The organism is Arthrobacter sp. UYEF20, from assembly GCF_040546335.1.
Taxonomy (GTDB): Bacteria; Actinomycetota; Actinomycetes; order Actinomycetales; family Micrococcaceae; genus Arthrobacter.
In genome coordinates this window covers 1-5,638 of record NZ_JBEPNP010000056.1, presented here as the reverse complement: position 1 = coordinate 5,638, position 5,638 = coordinate 1, and the positions used below count along the sequence as shown (strand labels likewise).

Below are 5,638 nucleotides of genomic sequence, written 5' to 3'. Positions count from 1 at the left end.
GCGCCGGCTGGAACGTCATCAAGGTCGTCTGGGGCCGCGAGTGGGACACGCTCCTGGCCAAGGACGAGGACGGCTCGCTGGTGAAGATCATGAACAAGACCGTCGACGGCGACTACCAGACGTACAAGGCCGAATCCGGCGCGTTCGTCCGCGAGCACTTCTTCGGCCAGACCCCGCAGACCAAGGAAATGGTCCAGGACCTCACCGACGACCAGATCTGGAACCTCAAGCGCGGCGGCCACGACTACAACAAGGTCTACGCCGCGTACAAGGCCGCCACCGAGTTCAAGGGCAAGCCCACCGTCATCCTGGCCCACACCGTCAAGGGCTACGGCCTGGGCACCCACTTCGAGGGCCGCAACGCGACCCACCAGATGAAGAAGCTCACCCTCGCGGACCTCAAGGCCTTCCGCGACCACCTGCGCATCCCGGTCACCGACGAACAGCTCGAGGCCGACCTCTACCGGCCGCCGTACTACCACCCCGGCATGGACTCCCCGGAGATCCAGTACCTGATGGGCCGCCGGAAGGAACTCGGCGGCTTCGTTCCCGAACGCCGGCCGGACCACGCGCCGGTGGAGCTGCCGGACCCCAAAACCTACGAGGTGGCCAAGCGCGGTTCCGGGAAGCAGCAGGCAGCCACCACCATGACTTTCGTGCGCCTGCTCAAGGACCTGCTCCGGGACAAGAAGTTCGGCCACCGCATCGTCCCGATCGTTCCGGATGAATCCCGCACCTTCGGGATGGATGCGTTCTTCCCGACCGCGAAGATCTACAACCCGGACGGCCAGGGCTATCTCTCCGTGGACCGGGACCTGGTCCTCGCCTATAAGGAATCGGCCCAGGGCCAGCTGATCCACCCGGGCATCAACGAGGCCGGAGCGGTAGCAGCCTTCACCGCCGCCGGCACCTCCTACGCCACCCACGGCGAACCGCTGATCCCGATCTACGTCTTCTACTCCATGTTCGGGTTCCAGCGCACCGGCGATTCCTTCTGGGCCGCCGCGGACCAGATGACCCGCGGCTTCATCATCGGCGCCACCGCCGGCCGCACCACCCTGACCGGCGAGGGCCTGCAGCACGCCGACGGACACTCCCCCATCCTGGCCTCCACCAACCCGGCCGTCCTCACCTACGACCCCGCGTACGGGTACGAAATGGGCCACATCATCCGGGACGGCCTGGAGCGGATGTACGGCCCGGCCTCCGCCGCCGGAACAGACACGGACCGGAACCTGATGTACTACCTCACGGTCTACAACGAGCCGATCTTCCAGCCGGCCGAACCCGAGAACCTCGACGTCAACGGTGTGCTGAAAGGCATCTACCGGGTGTCGGGGTCGGACATTGAAGGGCCCAAGAGCCAGATCCTGGCCTCCGGCGTCTCCGTCCCCTGGGCCCTCGAGGCCCAGCGGATCCTCGCCGAGGACTGGGGCGTCTCCGCCGACGTCTGGTCCGTGACGTCCTGGAACGAACTGCGCCGCGACGGGCTCGCCGCGGAGGAAGACGCCTTCCTGAACCCGGGCCAGCCCGCCCGCGTGCCGTTCGTTGCCCAGCAGCTCGCCGGCGCCACCGGGCCGATCGTGGCAGTCACCGACTACATGAAGGCCGTGCCGGACCAGATCCGCCAGTTCCTCCCGCACCAGTTCGCCTCGCTCGGCGCCGACGGCTTCGGCTTCTCCGACACCCGCGCCGCGGCCCGCCGCTTCTTCAAGAACGACACCCACTCGATTGTGGTGAAGACCCTGCAGCTGCTGGCCTCGCGCGGAGAGGTGGACGGCGGCGTGCCCGCCTACGCGATGGACCGATACAAGCTCCTGGACGTGAACGCGGGGACCACGGGCGGCGCGGGCGGGGAGTCCTGACCCACTTCATCCATACAACAGTTGACGGCAGTGTTCCCCTGGAACACTGCCGTCATCTGTCATGTGGCTGGATAGGCTGGGGCGATGGCTGACCTGGACAAACAACGCTCGACGGCGGTGCTGCTTGCCGCCGGCGCCGGGACGCGGCTGGGGCTCGGGCCCAAGGCGCTGCTCCGGTTCCAGGGCCGCACGCTCGTTGAAGTGCACCTCCTCGATTAAGGTCAAGCGCGGCCGCCCCGCCGGATCGCCCGGGGCGGCGGCCGATCTCCGGGCCGGCGATCGGCCGCCGCGGCCTACGGCTCCATGCCGGCCGACAACAACTCCTGCAGGCCGAGCCTGAACCCCGCCCTGCCGCCGTGAGCGGGATGCCTGATTTTTGGCGCCGTCAGGCCGTTTCGCTGCAGGCTGCGGTGCGCCACGTTCCCCACCGCCACCACCGTGTGAATATCGAACACTTCCAGGAGACCCTGCCAGTAAGGAACACCAACGGCTGTCTCCGCGAGGGTGGGCGCCCGGTTGGAGAGCGGACGCCCGGGGGCATGGGTGTGGAAGGGGCAGGCGCTCCACAGCAAGGGCAAGAACTCCAGCTCCGCCAGGACCTGCCACATGACGGTAGCCGTCGGTTCGGACGCTATTCCCGCGGACTCGGCCGGGAGGACATAGCCTTTCCCGGGCCCGAACAGCCCGAACTCGTTGGCAGGGCCTTCGAGAATGGCGCGGTTGGTGAAGGGAATCCCGGTCATCCTCATGCCCCGGAAACCCGGCGCCTCGCCCAGCAGCAGCACCTTCGGGCGCTGGTTCAGCATCTCCTGCAGATAAATCTCCAAGTTCCGCCGGCGCTGGGCGTTCCCGGGGACGGCACGGTCAAAGAAGTTATGGCAGCCCGGCCCGGTCTCCGCGGAAGCCAGCCGATCAGTGAAGACTTGGATTGCAGGATCAGTCATTCAACCCCTCCTTCCGTCAGCCGGGTGTGCCTGAAATGCCGGCCGGGTCCGCCGGCAACAGGCCTAGCATGGGGAGATGGCGGACACAACCATCTTCACCATCGGACACTCCACTCACCCGATTGACGAGTTCATCGGATTGCTGAAAGCGCACGGCATCACGAAGCTCATCGACGTCCGCACGATCCCGAAATCCAGGCACAATCCGCAGTTCAACGGGGACTCGCTGGCCGTGAGTCTCGGTGCCCAGGGGCTCAGCTACCGGCGGATGGAATCCCTCGCCGGCTTGCGGCACGTGGGCAAGGACAGTCCTAACGGCGCTTGGCGGAACGCGTCCTTCCAAGGCTATGCCGACTACATGCAGACCCGGGAGTTTGCCGAGGCAATCGAGCAACTGGCCGAGCGCGGACGGAGCAATAACGCGGCCATCATGTGCGCCGAAGCCGTCCCTTGGCGGTGCCACCGGTCACTCATCGGTGATGCCCTGGCGGTGCGGGGTATTCACGTCCTGGACATCATGAGCGGGACGTCCGCGAAGCCCCACACCCTGACGTCTTTTGCCCATGTGGAAGGGACCAGAGTGTGGTATCCCCCGGAAGACAGCGACCCGGGGTCACGTTAGACGCCGAAGCGGAGTGGGAATACGCCGCCAGAGGCGGGCTGGAGGGCATGCGCTACGCGTGGGGCAACGACCTCACCCCCCACGGCGAACACCGTTGCAACATCTGACAAGGCACCTTCCCGAAGACCAACACGCGCGACGACGGGCACCTGGGCACCGCCCCGGTAAAGCCCTTCCCGCCGAACGGCTACGGTCTGTACGAGATGGCCGGGAACGTCTGGGAATGGTGCGCAGACTGGTTCCTGCCAAAGTATTACCGCAACTCCCCCACCGATAACCCATAGGGGCCCAGCATCGGGGCCGGACGGGTCATGGGCGAGGCTCTTACCTGTGCCACGACTCCTACTGCAACCGTTACCGCGTCGCGGCCCGCACTTCCAACACACCGGACTCATCCTCCGGAAACAGCGGCTTCCGCACCATAGCGTTAACCTGAACCAGCCACAACGAAAGGACCATACGTGACAGACGACCCAGACGCACCGGGAGGCGGAGGACGGAGCGGCTTCTCAGCCCGGCTCCTCCGCGGCGGCAGCGAGCCCGATCCCCGCTTCACATTGGCGAACGAACGCACCTTCCTCGCATGGATCCGCACCTCCCTGGCACTTCTCGCCGGCGGTGTCGCAGTCGAAGCGTTTATGGCCGACCTCTTCGGCTCGGAACTCCGCAAAACCATTGCCGTGCTCCTGCTCGTTTTGGCCCTGGTCATCGGCGGAGGCTCGTTCTTCCGCTGGCTCAACGTCGAACGGGCCATGCGCCACAAAACTCCGCTGCCACTGCCCTGGATCGCCCCCATCCTCGCCGTCGGCGGCGCCCTTGTCGCGGCCACTATGGTCGTGTTCGTCGTCGTCCGCCCGGCCTGACCATGTTGCCCCAGCGGGACACGCCCCCACATGGCGACCCCGGCCTCCAGCCGGAACGCACCGACCTCGCTTGGGGCCGCACCACCATGGCGATGGTGGTCGCTGCGGCGATCTTCCTGCGATGGATGCCTCATCACGGCTGGTTCGCAGGAACCCTGGTCGCGGCTGCCATCATTACTGCCTTGGCCATTAACCTGACGCGGAAACGTCGTTTCCACCGGGCCGTCCATGGAATCAACCGGGAGAGCATGCCCGCAGATGTCGTGTCGACGGCGGCAGTTGCAGGGAGCGTCGTAATCCTCGCCGTCCTTGGAATCTTCACCGTAATGTTCCTGCCTCTGGACGCATAAACCACACGGCTGCACGGTGATCTCCCGTGCGGACGTCCGCTTCCGTAGCGGAAAGGTGTCGGCTCGCTGGTTAACCCCGGCCGATGAACGGCATTCCCGCAGCCGTGATCACCACCGAGCCCACACTGGCCGACGGCGGCATGCCTGCCATCAGCAGCACGGCACGCGCGGCGTCCTGCACCGGGAACGTGGGCTCCACCCTGCGACTGCCGTCGGCCTGCAGGGCACCGGAGTCCACTCCGATGGTAGCAATGATGTCCGTGGCTGTGTTGCCGATCTCGATCTGGCCGCATGTGATACCGAAGCCCCTGCCGTCCAGCTCTATGCTCTTGGTCAGACCCGTCATGGCGTGCTTGGTGACCGTATAGGCCACCGTCCACGCCGCGGCGAATGCGCTGAAATGGCCCCGTTGTTGATGATCCGGCCACCCTGCGGCTCCTGGGCTTTCATAGCCCGAACGGCGGCGGCGGCGCACAGCATGGAGCCGGTGAGGTTCAGCGCCACCACCGCGTCCCAGTCGGCCACGCTGATTTCATCCACCGACGCGGCCGGGCCGAAAACGCCGGCGTTGTTGAACAGGAGGTCAACCCTCCCCCACTTCCCGAGGGCTGCAGCCGAAAAGGCGCTCGACGTCGTCGGGCGCTGTGACGTCGCACGGCACCGCAAGTGCCTGCGAGTGGCCGAAGTCTCCAGAAGCTGGGCCTCGCGCCGCCCTGCCAACACCACACGGTAGCCGTCAGCGGGCAACAGCCCGGCCGATGCCCGATCCCGCACTGGTGACGACGGCGACGCGTGGCTGGGGCTCTTCGGCTGTGGACATGATTTTTCCTCCTGCAGGCGGCAACGGAAGTGGGGGGGGGGGGGGGGGGGGGGGGGGGCGGGGGCGGGGGGGGGGGGGGGGGGGGGGGGGGGGGGGGGGGGGGGGGGGGGGGGGGGGGTGGGGGGGGGGGGGGGGGGGGGGGGGGGGGGGGGGGGGGGGGGGGGGGGGGGGGGG

7 protein-coding genes and 2 pseudogenes are annotated in these 5,638 nt (G+C 67.1%); 6 read left to right on the top strand and 3 right to left on the bottom strand.

The window, feature by feature from the left end; all coding sequences use genetic code 11:
- Nucleotides 1–1,865, top strand: a 1,865-nt coding sequence (locus ABIB26_RS23550; protein WP_354248618.1) for a transketolase-like TK C-terminal-containing protein, incomplete at its 5' end; no start/stop codon positions are given.
- 84 nt (nucleotides 1,866–1,949) lie between these two features.
- Nucleotides 1,950–2,069, top strand: a pseudogene (locus ABIB26_RS23545) (NTP transferase domain-containing protein); the annotation flags it as partial.
- Between the two features lie 89 nt (nucleotides 2,070–2,158).
- On the opposite strand, the gene ABIB26_RS23540 reads toward ABIB26_RS23545, so the two are convergent.
- Entirely contained in the window at nucleotides 2,159–2,809 is a 651-nt protein-coding gene (locus ABIB26_RS23540) for a uracil-DNA glycosylase (protein WP_354248616.1), read from the bottom strand.
- 76 nt (nucleotides 2,810–2,885) lie between these two features.
- On the opposite strand from ABIB26_RS23540, the gene ABIB26_RS23535 reads away from it, so the two are divergent.
- From ABIB26_RS23535 to ABIB26_RS23520, 4 genes and pseudogenes are all read left to right on the top strand, one after another.
- Complete coding sequence (locus tag ABIB26_RS23535) at nucleotides 2,886–3,431, top strand: DUF488 domain-containing protein (protein WP_354248615.1); 546 nt, start codon at nucleotides 2,886–2,888, stop codon at nucleotides 3,429–3,431.
- Nucleotides 3,419–3,867, top strand: a pseudogene (locus tag ABIB26_RS23530) (formylglycine-generating enzyme family protein); the annotation flags it as partial. The gene ABIB26_RS23535 and the pseudogene ABIB26_RS23530, both read left to right, overlap by 13 nt.
- 25 nt (nucleotides 3,868–3,892) lie before the next feature.
- Nucleotides 3,893–4,294, top strand: a complete 402-nt coding sequence (locus ABIB26_RS23525) for a YidH family protein (RefSeq protein ID WP_354248613.1) — start codon at nucleotides 3,893–3,895, stop codon at nucleotides 4,292–4,294.
- A 2-nt stretch (nucleotides 4,295–4,296) separates the two neighbouring features.
- Nucleotides 4,297–4,644 (top strand): DUF202 domain-containing protein, encoded by a 348-nt coding sequence (locus tag ABIB26_RS23520; RefSeq protein WP_354248611.1) that lies wholly within the window; start codon nucleotides 4,297–4,299, stop codon nucleotides 4,642–4,644.
- Between the two features lie 70 nt (nucleotides 4,645–4,714).
- On the opposite strand, the gene ABIB26_RS23515 is transcribed toward ABIB26_RS23520, so the two are convergent.
- Both ABIB26_RS23515 and ABIB26_RS23510 read right to left on the bottom strand, forming a co-directional pair.
- A complete protein-coding gene (locus tag ABIB26_RS23515) occupies nucleotides 4,715–4,990 on the bottom strand; it encodes an SDR family oxidoreductase (RefSeq protein ID WP_354248609.1) in 276 nt (91 codons plus the stop codon).
- Complete coding sequence (locus ABIB26_RS23510; protein ID WP_354248620.1) at nucleotides 4,987–5,367, bottom strand: SDR family NAD(P)-dependent oxidoreductase; 381 nt, start codon at nucleotides 5,365–5,367, stop codon at nucleotides 4,987–4,989. The genes ABIB26_RS23515 and ABIB26_RS23510 overlap by 4 nt, the downstream gene beginning before the upstream one ends.
- Between the last annotated feature and the right edge of the window lie 271 nt (nucleotides 5,368–5,638).